At 36.6% G+C, this 22,297-nt stretch carries 24 protein-coding genes; 11 read left to right on the plus strand and 13 right to left on the minus strand.

Going from position 1 to position 22,297, the window contains the following annotated elements; genetic code table 11:
* Positions 1-93: 93 nt before the first annotated feature.
* The 3 genes from coaA (at position 94) to IW510_RS11375 (ending at position 4,763) form a co-directional block, all read left to right on the plus strand.
* Positions 94-1,017, plus strand: a complete 924-nt coding sequence (coaA, locus tag IW510_RS11365) for a type I pantothenate kinase (RefSeq protein WP_202059697.1) — start codon at positions 94-96, stop codon at positions 1,015-1,017.
* A gap of 209 nt (positions 1,018-1,226) precedes the next feature.
* Positions 1,227-2,783: a glutamine-hydrolyzing GMP synthase gene (gene guaA, locus IW510_RS11370; protein ID WP_202059699.1), complete on the plus strand. Its 1,557-nt coding sequence runs from the start codon at positions 1,227-1,229 to the stop codon at positions 2,781-2,783.
* A gap of 381 nt (positions 2,784-3,164) precedes the next feature.
* Complete coding sequence (locus tag IW510_RS11375) at positions 3,165-4,763, plus strand: SIR2 family protein (RefSeq protein WP_236674711.1); 1,599 nt, start codon at positions 3,165-3,167, stop codon at positions 4,761-4,763.
* 208 nt (positions 4,764-4,971) lie between these two features.
* On the opposite strand, the gene IW510_RS11380 is transcribed toward IW510_RS11375, so the two are convergent.
* From IW510_RS11380 to IW510_RS11395, 4 genes are all read right to left on the minus strand, one after another.
* Positions 4,972-5,751, minus strand: a complete 780-nt coding sequence (locus tag IW510_RS11380) for a hypothetical protein (RefSeq protein WP_236674712.1) — start codon at positions 5,749-5,751, stop codon at positions 4,972-4,974.
* A complete protein-coding gene (locus IW510_RS11385) occupies positions 5,748-6,266 on the minus strand; it encodes a hypothetical protein (protein WP_202059701.1) in 519 nt (172 codons plus the stop codon). The genes IW510_RS11380 and IW510_RS11385 overlap by 4 nt, the downstream gene beginning before the upstream one ends.
* Before the next feature lie 313 nt (positions 6,267-6,579).
* Positions 6,580-7,104 carry a hypothetical protein gene (locus tag IW510_RS11390; RefSeq protein WP_202059703.1) on the minus strand — a complete coding sequence of 175 codons (525 nt, stop codon included), beginning with the start codon at positions 7,102-7,104 and terminating at the stop codon, positions 6,580-6,582.
* A 6-nt stretch (positions 7,105-7,110) separates the two neighbouring features.
* The gene (locus IW510_RS11395) at positions 7,111-7,320 is read right to left on the minus strand and encodes a helix-turn-helix transcriptional regulator (protein WP_202059705.1); all 210 of its coding nucleotides are present in this window, start codon (positions 7,318-7,320) and stop codon (positions 7,111-7,113) included.
* A 129-nt stretch (positions 7,321-7,449) separates the two neighbouring features.
* On the opposite strand from IW510_RS11395, the gene IW510_RS11400 reads away from it, so the two are divergent.
* Positions 7,450-7,782, plus strand: coding sequence for a helix-turn-helix domain-containing protein (locus IW510_RS11400; protein ID WP_202059707.1), 333 nt, complete (start codon positions 7,450-7,452; stop codon positions 7,780-7,782).
* 23 nt (positions 7,783-7,805) lie between these two features.
* On the opposite strand, the gene IW510_RS11405 is transcribed toward IW510_RS11400, so the two are convergent.
* Positions 7,806-8,534: a hypothetical protein gene (locus IW510_RS11405; protein ID WP_202059710.1), complete on the minus strand. Its 729-nt coding sequence runs from the start codon at positions 8,532-8,534 to the stop codon at positions 7,806-7,808.
* An 875-nt stretch (positions 8,535-9,409) separates the two neighbouring features.
* On the opposite strand from IW510_RS11405, the gene IW510_RS11410 reads away from it, so the two are divergent.
* From IW510_RS11410 to IW510_RS11420, 3 genes are all read left to right on the plus strand, one after another.
* Positions 9,410-10,009 carry a helix-turn-helix domain-containing protein gene (locus IW510_RS11410; RefSeq protein WP_202059712.1) on the plus strand — a complete coding sequence of 200 codons (600 nt, stop codon included), beginning with the start codon at positions 9,410-9,412 and terminating at the stop codon, positions 10,007-10,009.
* 211 nt (positions 10,010-10,220) lie between these two features.
* Positions 10,221-10,445, plus strand: a complete 225-nt coding sequence (locus IW510_RS11415) for a DUF3173 domain-containing protein (RefSeq protein ID WP_202059714.1) — start codon at positions 10,221-10,223, stop codon at positions 10,443-10,445.
* Positions 10,435-11,757, plus strand: a complete 1,323-nt coding sequence (locus tag IW510_RS11420; RefSeq protein WP_202059969.1) for a tyrosine-type recombinase/integrase — start codon at positions 10,435-10,437, stop codon at positions 11,755-11,757. Before IW510_RS11415 ends, IW510_RS11420 begins: the two co-directional genes overlap by 11 nt.
* A gap of 401 nt (positions 11,758-12,158) precedes the next feature.
* Here the strand turns inward: IW510_RS11420 and IW510_RS11425 are convergent, their stop codons facing one another.
* From IW510_RS11425 to IW510_RS11445, 5 genes are all read right to left on the minus strand, one after another.
* Positions 12,159-12,923 (minus strand): class I SAM-dependent methyltransferase, encoded by a 765-nt coding sequence (locus tag IW510_RS11425; protein WP_202059716.1) that lies wholly within the window; start codon positions 12,921-12,923, stop codon positions 12,159-12,161.
* Positions 12,910-13,314 (minus strand): hypothetical protein, encoded by a 405-nt coding sequence (locus IW510_RS11430; protein ID WP_202059718.1) that lies wholly within the window; start codon positions 13,312-13,314, stop codon positions 12,910-12,912. Before IW510_RS11430 ends, IW510_RS11425 begins: the two co-directional genes overlap by 14 nt.
* Entirely contained in the window at positions 13,299-13,553 is a 255-nt protein-coding gene (locus IW510_RS11435) for a hypothetical protein (RefSeq protein ID WP_202059720.1), read from the minus strand. The genes IW510_RS11430 and IW510_RS11435 overlap by 16 nt, the downstream gene beginning before the upstream one ends.
* A gap of 239 nt (positions 13,554-13,792) precedes the next feature.
* Positions 13,793-14,074, minus strand: coding sequence for a hypothetical protein (locus IW510_RS11440; RefSeq protein ID WP_236674713.1), 282 nt, complete (start codon positions 14,072-14,074; stop codon positions 13,793-13,795).
* Between the two features lie 364 nt (positions 14,075-14,438).
* Positions 14,439-15,290 (minus strand): hypothetical protein, encoded by an 852-nt coding sequence (locus IW510_RS11445; RefSeq protein WP_202059722.1) that lies wholly within the window; start codon positions 15,288-15,290, stop codon positions 14,439-14,441.
* Positions 15,291-15,476: 186 nt separating this feature from the next.
* Between IW510_RS11445 and IW510_RS11450 the strand changes: the two genes are divergently transcribed.
* The gene (locus IW510_RS11450; protein WP_202059724.1) at positions 15,477-16,691 is read left to right on the plus strand and encodes a nucleotide disphospho-sugar-binding domain-containing protein; all 1,215 of its coding nucleotides are present in this window, start codon (positions 15,477-15,479) and stop codon (positions 16,689-16,691) included.
* An 86-nt stretch (positions 16,692-16,777) separates the two neighbouring features.
* On the opposite strand, the gene IW510_RS11455 is transcribed toward IW510_RS11450, so the two are convergent.
* Positions 16,778-17,245, minus strand: a complete 468-nt coding sequence (locus IW510_RS11455) for a MarR family winged helix-turn-helix transcriptional regulator (protein ID WP_202059726.1) — start codon at positions 17,243-17,245, stop codon at positions 16,778-16,780.
* A 114-nt stretch (positions 17,246-17,359) separates the two neighbouring features.
* Between IW510_RS11455 and IW510_RS11460 the strand changes: the two genes are divergently transcribed.
* A complete protein-coding gene (locus tag IW510_RS11460; RefSeq protein WP_202059728.1) occupies positions 17,360-17,794 on the plus strand; it encodes a flavodoxin domain-containing protein in 435 nt (144 codons plus the stop codon).
* Between the two features lie 498 nt (positions 17,795-18,292).
* Entirely contained in the window at positions 18,293-19,273 is a 981-nt protein-coding gene (locus tag IW510_RS11465) for a helix-turn-helix domain-containing protein (protein WP_236674714.1), read from the plus strand.
* 82 nt (positions 19,274-19,355) lie between these two features.
* Here the strand turns inward: IW510_RS11465 and IW510_RS11470 are convergent, their stop codons facing one another.
* Together IW510_RS11470 and IW510_RS11475 are read right to left on the minus strand one after the other, a co-directional pair.
* Entirely contained in the window at positions 19,356-20,324 is a 969-nt protein-coding gene (locus tag IW510_RS11470; protein ID WP_202059730.1) for a helix-turn-helix domain-containing protein, read from the minus strand.
* A 208-nt stretch (positions 20,325-20,532) separates the two neighbouring features.
* Positions 20,533-21,081 carry a helix-turn-helix domain-containing protein gene (locus tag IW510_RS11475; RefSeq protein ID WP_236674715.1) on the minus strand — a complete coding sequence of 183 codons (549 nt, stop codon included), beginning with the start codon at positions 21,079-21,081 and terminating at the stop codon, positions 20,533-20,535.
* 656 nt (positions 21,082-21,737) lie between these two features.
* Between IW510_RS11475 and IW510_RS11480 the strand changes: the two genes are divergently transcribed.
* A complete protein-coding gene (locus IW510_RS11480) occupies positions 21,738-22,226 on the plus strand; it encodes a prolyl-tRNA synthetase associated domain-containing protein (RefSeq protein WP_202059732.1) in 489 nt (162 codons plus the stop codon).
* Positions 22,227-22,297: the final 71 nt, after the last annotated feature.

Consider the following 22,297-nt stretch of genomic DNA (forward strand, 5'->3'; position numbering starts at 1 on the left):
ACAAACATTTCTTTCATGAATTACTGTGTAGAATTACCGCTGTTTGTGTTAAAATAAGCAAAGAAAAACATGTCACTGTTGGCGGAGGATCAAATGGACGAAAAAATGAACTACTATCGCATTCCTCGTGAGGAATGGTTGGGATTCTACCGAAATGGAGAAGCCCCGATGACAGAAGAGGAATTGGAAAATATCAAAGGCTTTAACGATCAGATATCATTGCAGGATGTAGAAGACATTTACGTCCCCCTGACACATCTGATCCATTTGCATATGAAAGAGTTTGAATCTTTGACATTAAGCAAAGGGCTATTTTTGCATAGATACGTTCCAGTGCCGCCGTTCATTATCGGAATTGCCGGAAGTGTTGCTGTAGGGAAAAGTACTACTGCTCGACTCCTGCAAACGATTTTGTCACGAATCTTCAAACGCCGCAATGTACAGCTAATTACGACAGATGGCTTTTTATACCCAAACAAAGTATTGGAAGAACGCGGCATCATGAACCGCAAAGGCTTCCCTGAAAGCTATGATATGGAAAAGCTGATTGGTTTTCTGAATCGGGTCAAAAACGGCGAAGATGAAATCCGTGTCCCTATGTATTCCCATAGTGTTTATGACATTATTGAAGGCGAATACGAAATTATCAATCAACCGGACATTTTAATTGTTGAAGGGATCAATACGCTGCAGCTGCCTGCGAACCAGCAGATTTATGTCAGTGATTTCTTTGATTTTTCCGTGTTTGTTGACGCTGATCCAAAGTTGATTGAGAAATGGTATTTGGACCGCTTCGGCGCCTTACTTGATACGGCCTTCCAAGATCCGGATAACTATTATTATCAATATGCCATCGGTGACCGTGAAGAAGCCTTCAAAATGGCAAAAAACGTATGGAAAAGTGTGAATTTGAAGAATTTAGAAGAATATATCTTGCCTACAAGAGGGCGAGCTGATATCATACTCCATAAAACAGAAAAGCACATTATCGATGAGATTTACTTAAGGAAATACTGATTTACGCATGCAGATAGGTACAGATTGCTGTATAGCAACCAATTCTTAACTGCCATAACCTTGCTTTTAAAGAGAGCTGCAGCCAATAACGCTGCAGTATTTCTGAATGTCTCACTATGGTAAAAAAACAGCTTCGTCTGTTGCCTTTACTTTCAGCGAACATCTCAGCTTCTCTTTATATAAAATTCTAATAGATAGGGGTAATAAATGTGACGAACATGTCCGAGATGACAAATGTTGAAAAAATCATCGTATTAGACTACGGCAGCCAGTACAATCAGCTGATTACTCGCCGTATTCGCGAATTCGGCGTCTTTTCAGAATTATTGAGCCACCGTATCACCGCTGCAGAAGTAAAAGAGATTGCACCAAAAGGGATCATCCTTTCCGGAGGACCCAACAGTGTTTATGACGAAAATGCGTTCCGTATTGATCCGGAAATCCTAGAATTAGGTATCCCGATTTTAGGTATCTGTTACGGCATGCAGCTGTTGACGTATTGTCTCGATGGCAAAGTTGAACCTGCGAAAAACCGTGAATATGGAAAAGCTGAACTGGAAGTTACTGCTAAGGATGCAGCACTATTCAATGGACTGCCTTCTCCGCAAACCGTCTGGATGAGTCATGGTGATTTAGTCACAGAACTGCCAACAGGCTTTGAGCTTGTCGCAACAAGTAAAGACTGCCCAATCGCCTCGATTCAAGATACTACACGCAATTTCTACGGCGTACAGTTCCACCCAGAAGTACGCCATTCTGAGTACGGCAATGATTTGCTTCGTCACTTTGCCTTTGATGTTTGTAACTGCTCCGGCAACTGGTCAATGGAAAACTTCATTGATATGGAAATTGCCAAAGTACGCGAAAAAGTCGGCGACCGCAAAGTCTTGCTAGGTCTTTCTGGCGGGGTTGACTCAAGCGTCGTTGGTGTTCTGTTGCAAAAAGCAATCGGCGACCAACTGACATGTATTTTTGTAGACCACGGCTTATTGAGAAAAGGTGAAGGCGATCAAGTCATGGATATGTTAGGCGGAAAATTCGGTCTGAACATCATTCGTGTCAACGCACAGAAACGTTTCCTTGATAAATTGGCCGGTGTGTCCGATCCGGAAGAAAAACGTAAAATTATCGGAAATGAATTCGTCTATGTCTTTGATGATGAAGCAACAAAGCTAGACGGCATTGATTTTCTTGCCCAAGGAACACTTTATACAGACGTTATCGAAAGCGGCACAGAAACTGCCCAAACCATCAAATCTCACCACAACGTAGGTGGATTACCGGAAGATATGCAATTTGAGCTAATCGAACCATTAAATACATTATTTAAGGATGAAGTTCGTGCACTAGGAACAGAACTTGGCATGCCTGACAATATCGTTTGGCGCCAGCCATTCCCTGGACCGGGACTTGGTATCCGTGTTCTTGGTGAAATCACTGAAGAAAAACTGGAAATCGTTCGTGAGTCCGATGCGATTCTGAGAGAAGAAATTGCTAACGCCGGCTTAGACCGCGACATCTGGCAATACTTCACTGTCTTGCCAGGCATCCGCAGTGTCGGTGTTATGGGTGACGGTCGTACCTATGACTACACAATCGGTATCCGCGCAGTCACTTCTATCGATGGCATGACCGCTGACTTTGCCCGTATCCCCTGGGATGTCCTGCAAAAAATCAGCGTCCGCATCGTAAACGAAGTCGACCACGTCAACCGCATCGTGTACGACATTACAAGCAAGCCGCCAGCAACGGTGGAGTGGGAATAGCCTAGTAAACTAAAATGGAGTGTTAACGCTGACTTAACAACGTTTTGATGTTGTAAAACTAGTATAATTTCACTTAAATACAAATCGTGCCCCACCAAATACCCCACCAAGAAATTTCTTGGTGGGGTTCATTTGTTTATCTTGCTAATGGTAATGAAGCCTGACCGTTATCCCATCCTTGTTCTATGCAGTCTTTGTGTCCAATAATATATAAATGAAAATGAATAGGCTAACAGCATCCAATTTCAACTAAAATCAATAGAGCAGAAGCAAAAATACCTACTGAGCGTTTAATCAATTCTAATGTTTATGCTATAATTCTAAGTAGTAAAGTGTTTTTCAATTTGTATAAATAATGTTATTGGTTGGAGGTGTATTTTATTGTTAGACGATTTAGTAAAAGATAACAACTATCCCATAATTTTTATCGGTTCCGGCATGTCTAAACGATATTTAAAAAATTTTCCATCTTGGAATGAGTTGTTAAAAGAATATTGGCAAAAAATAGGAGAAAAAGAGAACTTCTTTTCCCATTTGAGAACTGTAAAAAGCAATATAGATATTCCGGGACTCAGCGAAGATGAAAAAGATTTTTACACAAATACTACAGTAGCATCTTACATTGAAAAAAAATATGATGATATGTTTTATAATGAAGAAATAAAAATTGATGGACTAGATATTGATACTGCGTACACTCAAAAGATTTCTCCTTTTAAATTTGATTTAGCCGACCGTTTTAGTCATCTGGATTTTAAAGATGGTATTGAAGACGAATTAGAAGCTTATACAGATTTTCTTGCAAAAGCGAGAGTCATAATCACTACTAATTATGACACTTTAACCGAAAAGCTTTTATCAAAAAGGGGAATTTACCCTAAAATCTATGTGGGGCAAAATGGTTTCTTTGACAAAACGATTGACTGGTCAGAATTGTATAAAATACACGGAGATGTAAAAGACCCAAAGTCTATAATAATCAATGAGGATGATTACACTCAGTATGATAAAAACTCTATACTAATAAGCGCAAAAATTCTTTCTAATATGATAGAAGCTCCAATCATGTTTTTAGGTTATTCACTAACGGATAGAAATGTTAGAAAGCTCTTAAAGGATTTTGCTTCTCAATTACCTAAAGAGGATGTCCGAAAATCATCTAATAGAATTTTCATTGTCGAGTACTTGGAAAATGAACACGATGTAATTGAACAAATGAATAGAGATGAACAACTAGATATTGGTTACATCTTAGCTAGCACAGATAACTATTCTAAAATATTCCATAAAATAAGTAAAATCGATGAAGGTTTAACCCCCTATGAAGTCAGAAAGTATCAGAAAATTATTAAAAAAATTGTAGATACTGCTGGAGCTTCCGGGAACTTAGATGCCGTTCTTGTTTCTTCAACTCAATTAGAAAGTCTAGAACAGCAAATACAGGACGGTAAACCTATAGTTGTAGCATTAGGTAACAGAAAATATATGTATGTTTTTCCAGATTTAGTAAGTTATATAACGGACTATTTAAGAGAGGAACACAGTATCATGCCTACAGTAGCTTTGGAATTTATAGCAAAGGAAAACTCCGGAACGAGAACTCCATTTGCTCGCTATGTTAAAAATGAGGATATTAACAAATTAGAAATTTCAGAAGATTGTAGAGTTAAAATTCGTAAAAAGATTAACTTGCTTGGAACATTAGAAAAAACTACTGAATCCGTGCCTAAAAATTGTAAACAGAAATTCACCTCGATAACAGACATATTAAGCACTACTTTTTCCATGGGTACAAAAATTAATTTGATTACCTATAATGTAGGTAATTTAGACAAAGAAGACTTAACAGAATATATATTGAATGATGCACTAAGCATGTTTAATGAAGCTTGTCAAAACAAACAACAAAACCTCAAAAGTGTAATCAGAAGATTATTTTTTGCCTACGATCTGTTAATCCACGGTGACTTAAAAAACTAAAGAAAGTTGATAATGATTAGCCCACCTAAAATGGAAAAATCATTATCAACTTTCTTGATTGCGGAAACTTTTTTGTATTTGATAATACCTACCTAAAGTAGATAAATCAAACACTTCTTCAACAAAATTATACTTGTTTCTGCTTCAATTATCAATACGAAAGCTCAAATTTCCTAAAAAAAATTTCTTGTTAAAATTATATTTACTGTTATTTTATCGCTTCACCAAATATCTCATTATGTCGAATTACTTGCCCACCCATAAGTATAACTGAGAAGTCTGTTTGCCCGGGTTCCAATAAACGAAGTGGTACATCTGCTCCGACTTGCTCTGTAACAGTATTACTAATACCTGTAAGATTTGAAAGGATACTAGAGGCTCCTTGTTCGTCCGAAGCTGTATAAGAAGTGGCATGTATTGTAATCCCTCCATCTTCTTTTTCAAGGTACCAATCCGGAGGTATAGCTGTATAAGTTGCAATAAATGAATCAATTCTTTCATCTATTGTTTGTCCGGAGACAGGTTCATCATCTTCCCCAGATACTCTCCTAACATTGTAGCTTGCCGTCTGACCGTCTTTAGCAAACATCGTCATAATTCCTTCGCTCTTGCTAAAATACTCACTGTAGCCCGTTTTTTCAATGGAAACTTGGTCGTATTTAACACCTGCATATTCAAAGGAAAAATAGGCGTGTAACAACGTAGGGTTGTCTATATAATAATCCTCTGACACAGCACGGGAATCACCAATATAGAATACTACTTTTTCTTCTAGTACTTCTATTCCAAATCCTTTATTATTAACCTTCCAATCTCCTAGTAATTCATCTGGTGTAGTTGTTGTTATCTGATTATCTACTTTTGCCTCCGGTGGATTGGAGGTCTGCTGGCTCTCGACAGTACTTGTTGAAATACTACTAGTGTCCTCATTATGATTTTTGCAAGCAGTTAGAAAGACTAATGAAAGAATCACCAAATATTTCTTCATGCTTTTTTACCTGTTTTACGTTGCTTTACGACATAGCCCGCTACGGCTAAACCAATTAACAAAAATAACCAGTTTTTACTACTTTTTTCAGCCTTTCCCAATGGGCTTTCCCCTTTTGTTGTTTTATAAAGTGTAGATGTGGAAGGACTGCCGTCTAGAGCTGATATCATAAGTAATTTATCTTTGTTTTCAGAAAGTCTAAAAAGAAGAAAGGTTTCACCTGTTGTTTGCTTCAATTCTGGTATCCCTTTAGCTAGCTCTTCTTTCGTTACTTCTATAGTAGGTTCACTAGTGTCCTCTCTCATTACATAGTTGTATTCAAAAATCTTGTTGTCTGCGCCTAAATCAAAAATACCATCTTTGGTAATCTTGATATCATAAGTAACCGGAAGCCCATCTTCTCCCCCAGACCAATAACCGTAAAAATCTTTACTACTGTTTCCACAACCAGATAATCCTAATAGAAATATTGTTACTAATACGAATACTCCTAATTTTAAATTACACTTTTTCATTTTTATTTCTCTCCTTCGGTTTCATATGTATGTGAAACAATTGCAGGTACCTTTTTTCGGTAAAAGCAATACTAGCTAGTAGATAAAATAGCGGTAATTCCTTAAATAACTCCTTAACAATCCTTCTATATCTGAAACAGATGAAGCATCGTTATATCAGCACTTATGGAGGATATTTCTGTTTCATTTCAGATGCAAATAAATATAGTCGGATTTCAAAACCCGAAAAAAACACACCCCAAGTAGCTTATCCCGAGTTACTAGAGGTGTGTAAGTACGGTCTGGAACGACGGGGTAGGGTTACTTTCTGTGATTAAATGCTGTAAATTACCATCCCATTTACAGCAGTGATAATGATCTCTCCTCCACCTACATTAAAGAGGTTAACAGGCTTTCTACCAGTTAATAAACTGATTTCTGTTGCTCCGTTTAGAAACTCATTATAATAGTTTTCATTACCATTTCCAGATATGTACAATTGTAAATTCTGAATAGTTGCCGACATCATCGGAATAAAATTCACTGTTGTTCCATCGTCTTCAATGTAGCATCCGAAGTACTTCGCTTTAGCTTGAATCGGGTCGGTTGTGTCTAGGTTCTCATAGTATATAGTACCCAGATTAGCTGTCTCTGGTGTTGTAGTTTCTATAGTCTCTTCTCCGGATATTGCTTGATATGATGATTCTACTGCACTAGTATTCGGAGTCGATTCTAAGAATGTCCGACTTTCACTTGATTCATTATTTGTAGATTTTATTACCTCTTTATTGTCCATCTTGCCACAGCCAGATAGTAATAAGACTATTAACAATGTACTGGCTAATAAGTACTTTTTCATCTACACTCACCTCTTATTAAATTCTTCATAAAAAAGCTCATCCATCGGTACTTCTAAAATACCGGACAATAGCTTCATTTGATAAGGTTTTGGAATAGTCCTCCCGATTTGCCACGAACTGATACACTGTTGTGTTACACCCATTTCCTTTGCTAATTCAATTTGAGAAATTCCTTTTGATTCTCTATACTGACTAAACCTACTAGTCTTCTTCATCCGCTCACTCCTCAAAATTATTATAAACAACAACTTGATGTATTTCAACTCATTATATAGTTTTCTATTGTTTATTATCAATACAAATACAACAAGTTGTTGTAACATAACAAGGGAGAGGTGTATCAGATGAAACAAAAGCAATATGCTAAAACTATTAAAGAGAGACGACGTGCTTTAGGGTGGACACAGAAACAACTAGCTAAGAGAATCCACTCAACTCAGCAAGCTGTTACACGATGGGAAACCTCTGTTACTGAACCTAGCTTAGAGAGTCTTACAGCCCTCTCAAAAGCTTTAGGAACACCTGTATCCCATTTTTTGGATGTAGATACGGTTGAATCAGAAGAAGAGTTTCTTACTCTGTATCGTTCTCTCACTACCGAGGACGCCAAACGAACAATTGAATATATGAAATTACTTAAAAAGCAGGAAGTTGAACGAACAACCTTTAAGCCATAAAAAAGACCTAACACAGTTTCGTGTTAGGCACTATTTTTCAGTAATATTTTCATTTTATCTCTTAAACGTCTCTCTTTTCTCTTCACCGAATCAATCTGAATATTTCTTTTCACCGCAATTTCTTCTTCGGTTAATACCATTAAATCAGCAAGAAATTTCTTTTCTTCTGTAGTAAGTTCATTCATTACGAGCTCTTTCAACTCCATGTCAGCTTGACAATCTGCTGTGTTATCCTTCAAATAATTTTGATTTTCTCCTAGTTTTACAAAAGTCACAGGATTTTTATACCTATTTATTCCAGACTTTCGACCTTTTTTTATTGCCGTTTTATTTTCTTCGGATAGATAGTTGTATTTTTTTTCGAACTTTTTCTCTATCTCTTTTTTATTTTTGTCTTTCTTCCCCTCCTCTTCATGAACATAAGCTTTCATAGTTCTTGACCGGGCGTTTGAGACAATATTGTCCATTTCTTTCTGACTCTCCGGCGTATCATTAAGCAAGAATAGCTCATATCCATTATTGAAAATGCTGTATCCTTGTTCAAAAAACTTTTGCTTCCCTAACATCATCTCTTCACAAAGCTGATAATCAAGCTCATTCTGAGTTCTTCGCATATCCCAACGCCCTTTTTCACTAGCAACCGTGTAAATCCTTTTAAAGGAATACTGATAAAACTTAGACTGTCTCGCTTTCCACAAAAGTTTATCAACAAATTGGTCATTAAGATTTCTTCTTTCTTTTAATTTTGGCAAATCTTTTTCCTTCTTTCTTGTCCGTTTTTTGGTTTTTGTATTCACTATTACTATGAAGGGTTACGAATAGTAACTCTGAATAGTATCTGCATTAGGTTACAATTAAGTAGCTATTTACCTCTCTTGTTCATTTACTAAATTTAAATACTTTTTGAGAATATAGTTTAATTAGTTTTAAACAATAATTTTTAAAGAAGATAGCCTCGAAGGGGCTTCGCTCCTTCTCGGTCAAGCTGAAAGGTTGTTCGGGTGTGGGGTGAATAGCCCCACGGTCTTCAAGCTACCCTTATGCCTTTTTACAAAGGCTACTCAGAAAATAAAAAATAATTACCTGAGTATGTCTGATAATCAATATGTATGTTCATCCAAGAATTGAACAATGTCAGTTTTCTTATATAAGCATAAACCATCAATAGTATCTCGTTTCAGCCTCTTCTTACGTAACTTAGCTAATTGCGTTAACTGATTTCCAATCTAGAAAAATTCTAGTTTCTTCTGTAGTAAGATATTCTCCGTACTGGTTAGTCAAATTAGTCATTCCTCCAATTACCTTGCTAACTCCGGACACAATCTCTCCTACTAGTTCATTCATATCTAGCTACGACCATTCCCATTTATTTACCTCACAACCACAAATATTAACCGATTTAAAAAACAATAAAATACAATTATATATTAAATCACCATATGCTTAATTGCAACACGAAAATGAAAAAAACCTTTTAAAATAAACATTTATTGACAATTAACAATATAATGATAATCAAACACATCACATCTTACCTCTATTGATAAATAACAATATAAATGAATTTATTCTATTTTTTATTTACTTAGTAAATATTTTATGTTATCCTGTTGGTGAGGTGATAAATTTGAACAATTTAACTGGAGAAAAACTTTATGATTTAAAAGCTGTCGGTAAACGTATTCGAGAAATTCGTGGTGATTATACGTTAGAAGACTTCGGTTTTCTTGCTGACCGAACTAGTAAAGCAGCCGTGTATAATTGGGAGAACGGAAAAAGCCTTCCTAACAAGGAGAGGCTTAAAATTATAGCTTTACTTGGAAAAACAACTGTTGAGTGGGTTTTGTATGGAAATTTAGATGAATATATCTCTTCTTTATTCTTAGTTGGTTCAAAGCCGTACGAAAACATGAAGGCTTTCTATATGAAGCTTGGTTACAAAAAAGAACTCTTTAAACTGTATGAAGTAACTACTCCGGACGCAAAGCAATCCATAATTGATAAAGTTATTGAGAAAGCTAAACAGAACGAATGGAGTTACTCAGAAACTCATCATATTACAGACCTGTTTCTAAATATCGCAGATAATGTTTTAGAGAGAAACCAGCACACAGAAAATCTGCCGTTGGACATCAAAGAACTATTATCAACAATCGAGAAACAAAATCTAACAGACGATGAAATAGATTCCTTATTAACAATTGTCCGGAATCATTTCAAATCTTAACAAACTGGGAATCTAGAGGTCAGTATACCACTGATTGATTCAAATAAGAGCATTACACGCAACACAAATAAATACAGAAAAGCAAAAGAAAAGAGACCGTCATCACGCCTCCAACAGCAAATAATGACAATCCCTCTCACAGAGTAGATGAGAAATCTACTTACTTATTATCTCATGCTTTTCGAATTATGAAAAGAGGATGATTTTACACATGGTAGACACGATTTGTAAAAAGGACTTGGTACAGATTGGATACAAAGAGCACACCGCTCGTTCTTTAATTTGCCAAGCCAAAACGATTATGGTTCAACAAGGATACCCATTTTACAACAACAAACGGCTTGGACGAGTTCCGAAGCCCGTTGTTGAGTCAATCATAGGCGTTACACTCCATCTAACTAAAGATGAGAGCGATGTGATTGAAAATGACAAGTAAGAATCAGCAAACAACAAAATACCCCGGTGTATTCAAAGACTTAAAAAGTGGACAATACTTTTACCAAACAGAGCTTGGCGTAGACCGTATAACAGGTAAGCGCATAAGGAAAAAAGGACGTACAGATGGTAACGGTAAAATCTTTAAAACAGCTTCTGAGGCTAATAAAGAACTGGTACGTGTGAAGAGAGAATATCACAAGGTCAATAGCTACGCTAATTATAAAATGACCTATGCTGAGTTTATGGATAAGCTCTACATCCCTTTCTATAAGACTGATGTAGAGGAAAGTACCTATGCTGTACGAGAAAAAACACTTCATACTATCCGTGATCGTTTCGGGTCGAAGCCACTCAGACAAATTACTGTAGAAGATGTTCAAAACTACCGCACATATCTATTAACATCCAAGGATGATGGCGGGACAGGTTACTCACAATCTTATGCTAGCTTAGTATTTGGAATGTTCCGCAAGAGCTTAGACAAAGCGGTAGAGATGCAGTATCTAGAATACAATATTTCAAAGCGTGTAAAAGCCATACCAAAAGGAAAAGCTGTCGTCCCATTTTGGACAAAGACTGAATTTGAATCAGTCATTGCTCAAATATATATAAGTGACTTCTATGAGCATTTAAACTTTGTTATGTTATGGGTGTACTACATGACCGGAGTACGAGTAAACGAAGGGATGGCACTCTGGTGGGATGACATTGATTTCGAAAAGAAACGTATGCGTATACATCACATGCTAGTTCTGAAATCTAAGAGTAACTGGAAACGAAATTCTTATACTAAAACCGAGGACGGAAAAAGGATGATTGCCTTAGACGATGATACTGTTTCTATCCTTTCCGAATGGAAGAAACGACAGGCTACCATAGGACTTGGCGGTGAATCTGATTTCATTTTCAGTTATGACGGAAATCCGATGATTAAGTCTACTCTTGCCCGGATTATCAAACGGTACGCTGAAACTGCAAACGTACAAAGAATACAAGGGAAAGGCTTACGCCATAGCCATGCTTCTTATCTAATCAACGAGTTTAACGTCTCTGTATTAGTCCTCTCACAGCGTATGGGGCACAGCTCCCCTGAAATAACATTAAAACACTACGCTCATATGTGGAGCGGCGCAGATAAGAGCATAGCAGAAGAGATGTCGGGAAATGTCACTATTAAGACCGCAGAAAAAACTAACGTCCAATTTACCGGAAATCAGTCCGTTACACAGGCAGTAAAGTACTGTTCCCCACCAAATACCCCACCAAGCGATGGAAAAAGTCACTTAAGGCTAGTCGTATCAACGGGTTAGCTACCCCCGGCTTTGATAGAGTGGGAATAAAGAGCCAACATAATAAGGATGGGGAATGCCGATAAATCAACGTTTTTCAACTTATGAAATGCTTGATTTTCATTAAAAATGATATGGTTCCCTACCAAAAATCCCTTGTCAAATATTAATCTGACAAGGGATTTTTTCTGTATCACTACTTTTCTTAAAACCTGTTTTGATTGCTTGTCTTTTTGAATTAGGTTCAAAATCTTTCAGTATTAATAGTTAAAACATAACCAATACTTGATAGTTTTCTTGAGATTCAATTAATTTGAATTCTATGACTTCATTTTTAATAAGAGATCATGCGAGCCGACACACAAAACATTTCTTCTTTTGTTATGTAGAATCAAACTTCCTCAGAAAGAAAAGGGTCAAAACTATTTACTGCATTTCATCAACATAAACCTTGGATATTCCCATTTTTCTGGATATCTTTGTTCAACATCTGAACTGGGCATTGGTTCAATTAAATCCGTAACTTTCAAATTATTTTTACTCAAATACTCAAAATACATTTCCAATGGTCTATGAACATGACTAGTAATATAATTAGAGTTATTTAGTGATATGCTAAAAGGCGCCTCTATAAAAATTTCATCTTTGTAATTGAACCAATCCATTTTATCGTACTTCCAATATTTAGACCAAAATATTGGATGAGTTATTGAAAAAATAAATTTTCCATTATCATTTAATAACTTTGATATAGCGTACAAAACATTGTCCAAGTTTGAAACATCCATCAATGTCATATTTGCGATTACTAAATCATACTTTTTTAAAACGAGAGGGGACTCAACGTACTTCTCAATTGAAATATTCTTAAAACTCAGATTTGTTACTCCTTTGTATTCATTTTGTGCAATTTCAATACTTTCACTACTTATATCAATTCCCGTAACATCAATTTTTTTTTGTTCTGAGATTTTGTAAGACAGATTCCCCGTTCCGCAACCAGCATCTAAAACAGAATAACTAGTCTCATGGTTCAGTTCAGTTTTTACTAATCCTAAAATAGATGGAGTTATCACATAATGATAGCTTAAATCTTTTTTATCCATTAATTGTTTATGCCTGAAACTCGCTATATTATTCCACTCACTTGCCAATATGCTATTACTCTTCTTATCAGTTTTTTTCAATTGTCTTCTTCCTGTTCTTTTCCATTTTCTTTACTAACTTAATCAAATCACTAGCTAAATAGTAGATAGGAATATCTGACTGGCTATATTTATTTATCCTATGAATTTCCATCTCATCTTTTTGGCCAATTGCCACTTTTGAACGAAAAGAGCCATAATCTACAATAGTAAAACGTGTTTCTGGGATAAAATCCAAGTATCCATACTCGATTATTGTTGCTCCCAATTCTTCTAATTCTTTCGACAAATCATTTTGGGACGATAAAATTACTGTTAATTCATTATTTTCAGCTTTTTCTTTTAATATAATTTTTATTTGTCTCTCATTTGCCCAACTCATGTCCCTTGAAAAAACAACTGATTTCCCATTATCTTTTAACCAACTATACATGAAATCATTGATTTTTCCTTAGTTGGATATGCGTTTAAATTAATAGATTTCCCAATTTCATAAATCTTAAAAAAAACAACTACTATACTAATCAATACAATCAGTAAAAATAGAACATTTAATATATTTAATCCTGTTCTAAATAATCCTATTCCCCCTAATATCAGTCCGATTAACTCTAAAACTGTAGACCATGACTGTTTTAAAACCTCAAGTATCCACTTTTTCCCCTTCAACACTTCCACTTCCTTCTGACAACCTTAATACTTAATGAAATACAAGTAACATCAGATACTTTCATAATTATTCATAAGCACAATTTTTACTCGTCTAATGTAATTGTAGGCTTTCCAATATCTATGCAAAAATTAAATCACATAAAGAATTATATCATATTTCAAACTTAGTTCATTCTTGAATAAAATTTTATCCTCTAAACAATCGGACTAATCAATTATATATAATTATGCATTAATAACTATCTAGCTTTGATATTCTCAAAATACACAACATCCCCTACAAAATCGCCCCAACATTTTCTTGCTTCTGATGATCCAAGCTTCTCCAGCCAGTTCCCATTCAATTTCATTTTTTCTCTCAATTTATGAAATGACTTTAAGTTGCTAAAAAATGTATTGTGATGGCTAGTCCTTAAATTATCTTTCTCATTTTTCTCTTCACGAGAAAAATGACCCCAGTTAATTCTCATAACCACATAAACTAAAGCAGAATCTATGACTTCTTTCCATAATTCATGCAAATAGCCCTCCTTTCACATAATCTCGACTAATAGCCTCATATCACAGTTTTTCTCAGCTGTTGAACTCTCGTAAAGTTCATAAATAATAGAATTTTCACCTTCATGATTCGCAATTATTTGAACAACTGTATCGGGCAGATTTACATACTCTTCCAAACCGCCATACTTTTCTACTAATAATCTCGGAGAACCATATTCTTCTACAGAGAAGGATTCGTCATAATATGCAATAAAGCATTCTTCATAGGAACAGCCAAACTCGTCTACAAATCCATTACCTATTTGATACTAATTTACTATTCATAGAAATCCCAGTTAAATAATTATTCTCTATTTCCAAATTGATAACACGGCTATCACCAAATCAAAAAATTTTTTCAACATCCCAATTTTTCTTAATAGTTTTAAAAAGTGAGTTACTATTTTCAGTCATCCATTCATTTGGAATCATATATGCTGAAAATCTAGAATCGGTATCATCCTTAACGATTATAGGAATATTTTTTTTCATATGTGGATTTACTTTATATATTTCGTCATAATCTTCATAAGTAAAGTTTATAGGACTTGCACCTTCTTTAGGCATAGCAATTAAATAATACCTGTCTCTATTCTCACTAATCTTTTCTTCAATGGTGTAATGCCAATGATGATGATGAAATCGAACAAAATTTCCTTCTTCGTCATAAACTGGTTTATCTTCATCCACCATCCAACTTTTATAACCAATATAGATAGTCTTAATAATCTTATCTGAATCAGTATTTATACTCTTATTAAAATATGCTTCATCGCAGTAAACTGTTAAGACATTGGTTAATATTTTTAAAAACCATTTTATTCCGGAAAGGATAAGTATGATACCTGCTGCTGTAATAAGTGCTGAGAAATAGGATTTATAGGCAACCTTAAACAGAATATTGCTAATAGAGATCACTAATGTCGTATTCCCAAAAACCGATAAAAGTTTCTTATACAAAGAAACTCTTTCAAGCGAAACTTTTTTTGTACAATATAAGTAAGAATCTATTATTTCATTTTTAGCATCTCCAAATAGAAATATAGACGCTGAAAAAACGACAGTAATTGAAGAAACGGTTAAATTATATAACGTCCCTAAGCTTGATATAATCAGAGAACAAAGAATTAATCCAATGTATACCCAAAATAAAAATTTATAAATTAGATTCCTATTTTTTTCTGAGACAATATACATATAAACACTCCTTTTAAAAAAATACACCCTTAGAGGATGATTTATTTTACCATATTTTCAGTAAAATTCTAGCAGTTAAAAAGTAATTTACATACCTTATGACAAAATTATTTTTATATTAAGGACGAAAATAAGAACCAGATAGGTTACACTAAATAGACAGACTAAAAAGGAGAACCAAAATCTATGGAGACGATTCTTTTTGCACCAGAAACGATAAATTTAGCAGAAACGACACGAATGATTGAGACGGCAAAGGCTGTACGGGCACGAGGCGCTCGCTGCCTATTTATTGCCTATTCAAAAAAGTTTGCCGGCTTGATTGAGGAAGCAGACTTTGAGCTGACAATGCTTGCACCTGAAACTACCGAAGAAATGGCAGCTGCCATGCTGCGGTTCGATCAGTTCAAAACACTGAAAAACCCTTATTCAAAAAAGCTGATGGAGGAACGCGTCCACAATGAAATCACGTTTATTCAAGCGAACAACGTGGTAAAAGTGGTTACCGGAACCTCTATGAGTATTTTTCTTTCAGCAAGAATCTGTCAGATGCCTTTGTTTTACATCAAGCCTTTTGCTTACTCCAGACCGCAAATCGAACAGGGTGATTTGTTTGCAGGATTTCCCTTCAGTAAAAGCTTACGGAGACTGGCCTTGAACTTCCGTTATGTTCCAGCGATATTTACACATGTAGAAAAAAAGTATGGCGTGAAAATTTTCGAGAAATCACTGGATCTGTTTGATGGTGATTATAATTTGATTACTTCATTTCCAGAGCTTACCGGAATTGATTCTTTGCCGAATGATTATCAATATATCGGCTTTATGTATGCGAACCTTTCCGGAGAGCTTCCCAAAAAGGTTCATGAGCTGCGAAAGCAAGCAAAAACGCTGGTTTACTTTTCGATGGGCAGTTCCTCCAACAGAAAGCTGATTGAAAAATTTTTAACCATTTTTTCACAGCTTCCGTATACGTTCGTTTGCCCTGTTGCTCATTATCTACCGGAATTCAGGAATGAACACTATGCAGAAAATGTTTATATTTCTGACTGGCTGCCTACTGAACAGATGAATGCGCTGGTTGATTTTTCTATCATTCACGGTGGTGAAGGAACCGTCCAAACTGCGTGTGCTTCCGGTAAACCATTTATCGGCTTAGGCCTGCAATTGGAGCAGCGCTATAACCTGCAGCTTTGCGAAAATTATGGCAATGCGATTCAGTTGAAAAAACAAGAGGTTTCTTTGAACACCTTATCACGACATATTGACTCCCTACTCAATGATCCTCAGTTTTTAGAGAAGGCCATCGACTTAAAGAAACTGATTGAAACAAAAGAGGCCGGAGCTGAAAAAGCAGCGAGAATTATTTGTGAAACAAAGACTGTTCTTGCCAGGCCGTGAGATTGACACAGCCAAGACAAAAAAGGCACAGCGCTACTATCAGACTACATTCATATCTTCAGAAAGATAGCAGCTTATCATCATCCCTACTTTATTTTCGGTAAGTTGTTCTGTTCACGATTATTTTCTAAAATATCGCTGGCCTTTTCCAAGAAGTCAATAATTGCACCCTGTTCAGATGAATCATAGGATTGGAACAGTCCGAGCATACTAAGATTTAAATCATTGTACAGCTCTTGAACATCCTGTTTGTCATCATATTGCGGAACAATGAGAACCTTTCTTCTGTCGTTAGGGTCTCGTTCTCGCCGAATATAGTGTTCCTTTTCCAATCGGTCCAGCAAAGCCGTCACAGAGCCGGTAGATATCCCTGTTCTTTTGGCTATTTCTCCTGCTGTAATGGGACCTGTTTCTTCCAAGATTTGAATCGTAATAAAGTCATAGTTTGAGATATGTAATTGATTGGCGATTTGCTGCTGATTCAATATATTCTTAACACCGAATTTTCGCAGCTCTTTAGTAAATGTCTCCAGCAGTTGTTTATCATTTGACATGAGGTTCTCCTTTGATTACACTTATTTTATCTCGTTTATAGAGATACTTTTTTTTAGAGATATTTATCGTGTATATTGTAGCAAATTCCAACTACATTTTCAAAGGAGAGCAATATGAAAACAATCGTACTTTATGCAACCAATAATGGCGCAAGTCAGTTATGTGCAACTATCATTCAAGAAGAAATAGAAAACTGCGATATTTTTAATATCGAAGAAGTAATCCCAGCATTAGAGGAATACGATCAGATTGTGATTGGCGCAGGAGTTAAAAATAATACAATTTACAAGCCCATGCGGGATTTTTTGAAACAGCAGCATGATTTTCTTTTAGGAAAAAAATGTGCCTACTTTATTTGTAATGAAAAAGTGAAAAAAATTGAGGAGATTACCACCAAAGTGTTCAAACAAGATTTAAGAGAGCACGCGATTTTTGTTGAGGCTTTTGGCGGCTATAAGGAATCATGGGTTCCCAAAAAAGCCGGCGATGAGCTGAGGGGCATTCATGTAGAACAAATCAAAGCAGCCGCAAAATTATTGGCCGGGTAATCATCTTATCGAAGCTGCCAAGCTCTCGAGAAACAATACTGAGGCAAATTCGAGGAGCCGTTCATTCCTTATGACAGGATTAGAAAGCGCCCACTATCGACAACTTTGAGTAAAAGAGAAAGAATCAGCTTGGTTTTCCAAGTATTGATTCTTTTTTTTATGCGTACTATTTCCCTCATTAATTCCTACCACCATTTACACCTTACTTTATGAAAAATCTTCACATCCTAAAAGCTGCCCTATTAAAAATAGCCACGTCGCTATCTCTTAATTCTACCTATTCTTTTATCAACAATATCTATCTGATGAACAAGCTCAAAAATCGAGGATATTTTCAAAAAAGTTGATTGTAATCTTCGCTAAAAGTAATTATGGAAGCAAATAAATCTGCTATAGTGAACAATAACGATAACCCACAAAGATAAAGAAAACACCTTGACTCTTCCTTTGGGGAAGCGTTTATACTTTTTATGTACCGCAAATGAAGGGAGCAATGAAATGATGAATGATTTAATTAAAATAAGAGATGTTTCAAGTAAGTATGATGTAACAGCCCGTACCTTGAGATATTATGAGGACATGGGACTATTAAACAGTATTCGAAATGAGGAAGTTTCTTATCGCTTATACGATGAAAATGCGGTGAGGCGTCTGGAGCAAATACTTATTCTGCGAAAATTAAACATCAGTATCAAGGATATTCAGCGTATTTTTAAAGCATCCGGTTCTGAGGTGGTTTTGGAGGTTCTGGGCAAAAAGGTCGACAATATCGATGAAGAGGTCTCACTTTTACACGAACTGAAAGAAATTGTATTGGACTTCATCAAAGAAATAGAGAAGGTAAGCTTTACAGATAACTCCGATATCAAGCAGCTGTATGATAAGGCAAAGGAAATCGAAACCCAAGTAACAAACATCGATTATATCGGAAAACCTTCTAACGTCAATCGTTTGATTGAAATAACCGATAAGCTGGATAAAAAAGTACCGGATATTATGGTGGTTCGCGTCCCCACATTCAGAGCGGTCACATCCGGTGAGCATACATGGGAAGAAATATTCACTCCCGGCGGCTATATGTTCCAGCTATGGCAATACTTCCACCTGTATCAACCAATATTTTTTGACTGTCTGGATTTTGCATTACCTAAAAGCGAGAATACTGGTGAGATGATCTGCTCTGTGAAAGACAGTGTAACAAAAGAGGATGTCGGTTCCTTTGAGCTGATTGATTTCCCCGGTGGGCTGTATGCGATGGCTGTCAGTATCGATGAGGATGACGAAAGTATTCAAAAGGTTCATGATAAAATTTCTAAATGGATTGAAACGACAAACTTCGAGATTGATACGAGTCGTGACGTCATGTTCAACATGCCCTTCCTAGACGAAGAGAATCAGTATAATAATGACATCGAAAAGGGCCTTGGCTACAAGCAAATGCAACGCTACGTGCCCATTAAGCTGAAGGACAGCGTGTAGGAAAATAGAAAGCCCCCCTGATTTTGATACCACTCATCAAAATCAGGGGGGCTTTACTTAATACCTTACCGACAAACGTCCCTTATTTTCTTTTCACCGGTCGAACATATTTCCAAAATCGTTCCGGGTAATGATAAAAATACGTAATCCTATCTGGAGCAGCATCAAAAATGTACTCTGTATTCGTAAAATCAAAGGCTGCCATCGCCGTTTCCATTTTCTCCTCGACGCTTCGATTTTCCTGTTCATAATCGAATGGTCCATGCTCGAACACAATGTACTCTGCTTCCGGCACATCAATTAGCAGCATTTGTTCAGGAACCTCACCGCTGTATTCATCAGAAAGACGAACACCATAACACTCTGTACGTGAAAAGCCCCAATCACAAAGTCTTCCCTGCGGATCATTGATATACGCCATCACATGACCACTGCCGCTGTTGGCCTCGCTTCCGCCCTCATCATCCAGCTTTCCCTGAATACTATCTAACAAACCGCAAATCGTATCACAATCTTGCCCGGCAATCAGACTTTGCTTCTGCCAAAAATCCCAATAGCCATTGCTCTCAGCATTTTTCACATGTAGAAACTTGTGCGCAGGAATCGTTACAAAATAGCTTTTGATGTCCTCTGTCGATTTTATCATCCCAATCTCTCCCAATCCTAGAAAGTAGCGGTCAAACGGGTTAATTTTAGTTCGAAGGACGACGGGTCGCGGTCTTTCTCTGTACTCACTTGGACTTACGCCATACGCTCGTCTAAAAGATCGGGTAAATGCTTCATGTGACGAAAAGCCATAATCAAAGGCAATAGTCAAAATACTTTTTTCACTATCCCGAATGTCCTTCAATGCAAAGGCTAATCTTCTGCGACGCAGATAATCTCTTAGCTGCATCCCCGTTATTTCTTTAAATTTTCTTGTTGTATAGAACTCAGAATACCCCAGCCTACGAGCTAAAAAACGCAAAGTCAGCGCTTCATCATTATGCCTTTGGATACATCTGTCGATTTCATCAACAATTTGTTGAATCTGCTTCTGCCATTCGTACATCCTTCTTCTGTCACCTCATTTCAACCACCCTATATCCAGTATAAAAGAAGTAAAAAAACGACGCTTGATTCTACTTGCGTTTCTTTGATATGGTGCTGTTCGATGCTGGCTATGCCGTTCTTTACCTCAGACTTAACCGATACGTGTGTACAACTTTTCCTGCTTTGTTTTAAATCCCACGAGCTGACTTACTATAGAAAAACTTCTTTCATTTCTTCAATATATGGTTTAGCGTCATCCGACCATATTCATCTGGCTTAAGGACACGCACTTCACCGAAATATTTCTCTTTTAACGGTTCTAGCAACCTTTCAACAGCAGGAACAACAACGATAAAATCAATCTGTACTTTCTCTAAGATTGCGTCCAGCTCATTAAATCTAGCTGGCCGCCAAGAAAAATCCGGGTATTTTTGAGATAAATTTGCAAGAAAATCTCTAGTTCCATAATCCTGTGCTTCTTTTCCCCATTCGGTATCATTAGACGGCGTGTAGTTCTGAACAAGTAATAGCGCTTTTTTCATCTGTGTCTCCTCCGTATCCTTTAGTATCCGCTCTCGATTTACAATCAATTGGTCAAGAGTAACCTCAAGTTCTTGGCTGAGCTGGATCAAATAATCAATGGTCGGGGTACTTTTGTTCAATTCCCATTTAGAAATCGTTTGTCTTGAAACATGTATTTTCTCAGCCAACTCATTTTGTGTCATACTCTTTAATTTTCGATAATTTTGGATATTGGCGCCAATATCTGTCATCATAATTCCCTCCGTAGTTCAACCATAATCTTTTTTGGGTATTTAGCAACTACAACTGTCCGCTTTTCTTGTCACTTTTTCGTTGCTCCTGATTTTCCTTCATGCAACGCAGCGTTGCAACATGATTAAATCAATGCGCTCTTATATTTCAGTTTAGGAAGCATGCTTCAATTCGTCAAGACAGTACCTTCTATTTACTTCAGTTCTGCTTTACTATTTGCTGTGCAAAGTACCCTAGTTTGTTAAAATTAAGCGTTTTTGACTACCCCTTCTGCAGATGCTTCACTCTGTCATTGGTTATTTATCCGGCCAATATACTGACCCGCCATTGATACAACCGATGTGTAACGGTTGGTATGTACTTGTCGAAAACAACGATGATGGGCTTGCGATTTCAATATTGTTTTTTGTTGTAGGCGTTTTGAAAACCAGAAAAGACTTTATCTTAAGATAAACTATTTGTTATACTGGGAAAAACAAGACCAAACAGTGTGGCGACTCATGCACGAGAGATCCCTTAACTCTCTACCGAAAGCTGGTGCTGAACTCATAGTACAACAGTTTGAGGATTACCACTGAGTGCAACTTCTGCACCCTTGATTTTTTCTACTCTCGCATACGCTTATCAGCAAGTAACGACTGTAAAGGAAGTGTTATCGATGAACGAACCAGACAAAAAAGTAGAAGCATTTCTGAATGATTTGGGCATTCCTTTTGAACTGATTGAGCACCCGCCTGCCTTCACAACGGAAGAAGCGGATCGTTTCATTGAAGGAATTGAAGGCGCCCGAACAAAATCTATGTTTCTGACAAATAAAAAGAAGACGGCTTTTTATTTATTGATTATGGATGATGCCAGACAACTTGATATGAATGCCTTTAAAGAAATTGTTGAGACAAGTCGAATCAAAATGGCTTCACCCGACGCCCTCATGGAGAAGCTCAAGCTGACCCCCGGTGCGGTATCCATCTTCGGTTTGCTGAACAACACGAATCGAGATGTTCAAGTCTACTTCACCCGAGAAGTTCTTTCAGAAGCACGCATGAGCTTCCATCCAAATATAAATACAAAAACGCTGTTTCTTGATACACAGGATGTCTTAGCCGTTGTTGAAGCACTTGGCTACACTTATACCCTCATTGATTGATGTCCTATACAGTTGAAGCACACCTGTAAAAGATACTCCCTTAGATTAAAACACCGAAAGCAATCGACTAT

This window comes from Enterococcus sp. BWR-S5 (assembly GCF_016745255.1).
Lineage (GTDB): Bacteria > Bacillota > Bacilli > Lactobacillales > Enterococcaceae > Enterococcus_L.

Coding starts and splice junctions, on each gene's coding strand:
- IW510_RS11380 (WP_236674712.1), bottom strand. CDS start 5,751: ATGAAGAAATATTTGGTGATTCTTTCATTAGTCTTTCTAACTGCTTGC.
- coaA (WP_202059697.1), top strand. CDS start 94: ATGGACGAAAAAATGAACTACTATCGCATTCCTCGTGAGGAATGGTTG.
- IW510_RS11465 (WP_236674714.1), top strand. CDS start 18,293: ATGATGAATGATTTAATTAAAATAAGAGATGTTTCAAGTAAGTATGAT.
- IW510_RS11480 (WP_202059732.1), top strand. CDS start 21,738: ATGAACGAACCAGACAAAAAAGTAGAAGCATTTCTGAATGATTTGGGC.
- IW510_RS11470 (WP_202059730.1), bottom strand. CDS start 20,324: ATGTACGAATGGCAGAAGCAGATTCAACAAATTGTTGATGAAATCGAC.
- IW510_RS11385 (WP_202059701.1), bottom strand. CDS start 6,266: ATGAAAAAGTGTAATTTAAAATTAGGAGTATTCGTATTAGTAACAATA.
- IW510_RS11430 (WP_202059718.1), bottom strand. CDS start 13,314: ATGTATAGTTGGTTAAAAGATAATGGGAAATCAGTTGTTTTTTCAAGG.
- IW510_RS11460 (WP_202059728.1), top strand. CDS start 17,360: ATGAAAACAATCGTACTTTATGCAACCAATAATGGCGCAAGTCAGTTA.
- IW510_RS11395 (WP_202059705.1), bottom strand. CDS start 7,320: ATGAAGAAGACTAGTAGGTTTAGTCAGTATAGAGAATCAAAAGGAATT.
- IW510_RS11445 (WP_202059722.1), bottom strand. CDS start 15,290: ATGTATATTGTCTCAGAAAAAAATAGGAATCTAATTTATAAATTTTTA.
- IW510_RS11450 (WP_202059724.1), top strand. CDS start 15,477: ATGGAGACGATTCTTTTTGCACCAGAAACGATAAATTTAGCAGAAACG.
- IW510_RS11415 (WP_202059714.1), top strand. CDS start 10,221: ATGGTAGACACGATTTGTAAAAAGGACTTGGTACAGATTGGATACAAA.
- IW510_RS11420 (WP_202059969.1), top strand. CDS start 10,435: ATGACAAGTAAGAATCAGCAAACAACAAAATACCCCGGTGTATTCAAA.
- IW510_RS11400 (WP_202059707.1), top strand. CDS start 7,450: ATGAAACAAAAGCAATATGCTAAAACTATTAAAGAGAGACGACGTGCT.
- IW510_RS11455 (WP_202059726.1), bottom strand. CDS start 17,245: ATGTCAAATGATAAACAACTGCTGGAGACATTTACTAAAGAGCTGCGA.
- IW510_RS11390 (WP_202059703.1), bottom strand. CDS start 7,104: ATGAAAAAGTACTTATTAGCCAGTACATTGTTAATAGTCTTATTACTA.
- IW510_RS11475 (WP_236674715.1), bottom strand. CDS start 21,081: ATGATGACAGATATTGGCGCCAATATCCAAAATTATCGAAAATTAAAG.